This is a genomic window from Pseudomonas sp. (genome assembly GCF_030683065.1).
GTDB lineage: Bacteria > Pseudomonadota > Gammaproteobacteria > Pseudomonadales > Pseudomonadaceae > Aquipseudomonas.
Genome location: NZ_JAUXMX010000044.1, coordinates 1 through 1,282, shown reverse-complemented (window position 1 = coordinate 1,282; position 1,282 = coordinate 1). Strand labels below are relative to the sequence as shown.

Genomic DNA, 1,282 nt, shown 5'->3' with positions numbered 1-1,282 from the left:
CATGAGCAAGACCAACGAATCTTTGATGCAACGCCGCACCGCTGCCGTTCCGCGTGGCGTCGGGCAGATCCACCCGATCTTCGCCGACCGGGCGCAGAACGCCACGGTGATCGACGTTGAAGGCCACGAGTTTATTGACTTCGCTGGCGGCATCGCGGTGCTCAATACCGGCCACCTGCACCCCAAAGTCATCGCCGCCGTGCAGGAACAGCTGACCAAGCTCACCCACACCTGCTTCCAGGTGCTGGCCTACGAGCCCTACGTCGAACTGTGCGAGAAGATCAACGCGCGGGTACCGGGCGACTTCGCCAAGAAAACCCTGCTGGTCACCACCGGTTCCGAGGCGGTCGAGAACGCGGTGAAGATCGCCCGTGCCGCCACCGGCCGTACCGGGGTAATCGCCTTCACTGGCGCCTACCACGGTCGCACCATGATGACCCTGTCGCTGACCGGCAAGGTCAATCCTTATTCAGCCGGCATGGGCCTGATGCCCGGCGGCGTATTCCGCGCCCAGTATCCGTGCGCACTGCACGGGGTCAGCGTGGATGACGCCATCGCCAGCATCGAACGGGTGTTCAAGAACGATGCCGAGCCGCGCGACATTGCTGCGATCATCATCGAGCCGGTGCAGGGCGAGGGCGGTTTCTACGTCGCGCCTAAAGCATTCATGCAGCGTCTGCGCGCCCTCTGCGACCAGCACGGCATCCTCCTGATCGCTGACGAAGTGCAGACCGGCGCCGGGCGTACCGGCACCTTCTTCGCCATGGAACAGATGGGCGTCGCCGCCGACCTGACCACCTTCGCCAAATCCATCGCCGGCGGTTTCCCGGTGGCGGGCGTGTGCGGCAAGGCCGAATACATGGACGCCATCGCTCCAGGCGGCTTGGGCGGCACCTACGCGGGTAGCCCGATTGCCTGCGCCGCTGCCCTGGCGGTGATGGAAGTGTTCGAGGAAGAAAAGCTGCTGGATCGCTGCAAGGCAGTCGGCGAGCGTCTGGTCACCGGCCTCAAAGCCATCCAGGCCAAGCACAAGGCGATCGGCGAGGTGCGCGCCCTTGGTGCGATGATCGCCATGGAGCTGTGTGAGGACGGTGATCTGCACAAACCCAACGCCGCGCTGACCGGGCAAATCGTCGCCAAGGCGCGCGACAAGGGCTTGATCCTGCTGTCCTGCGGCACCTACGGCAACGTGTTGCGGGTGCTTGTACCGCTGACCGCCGAAGATGCCCTGCTCGACCGTGGCCTGGCGATCATCGCCGAGTGCTTCGACGAGCTGGCTTGA

1 protein-coding gene is annotated in these 1,282 nt (G+C 64.6%); it reads left to right on the top strand.

Annotated elements, in window-relative coordinates; all coding sequences use genetic code 11:
• Position 1 precedes the first annotated feature (1 nt).
• Positions 2–1,282, top strand: a complete 1,281-nt coding sequence (gene gabT, locus Q8K09_RS14375) for a 4-aminobutyrate--2-oxoglutarate transaminase (protein ID WP_305255661.1) — start codon at positions 2–4, stop codon at positions 1,280–1,282.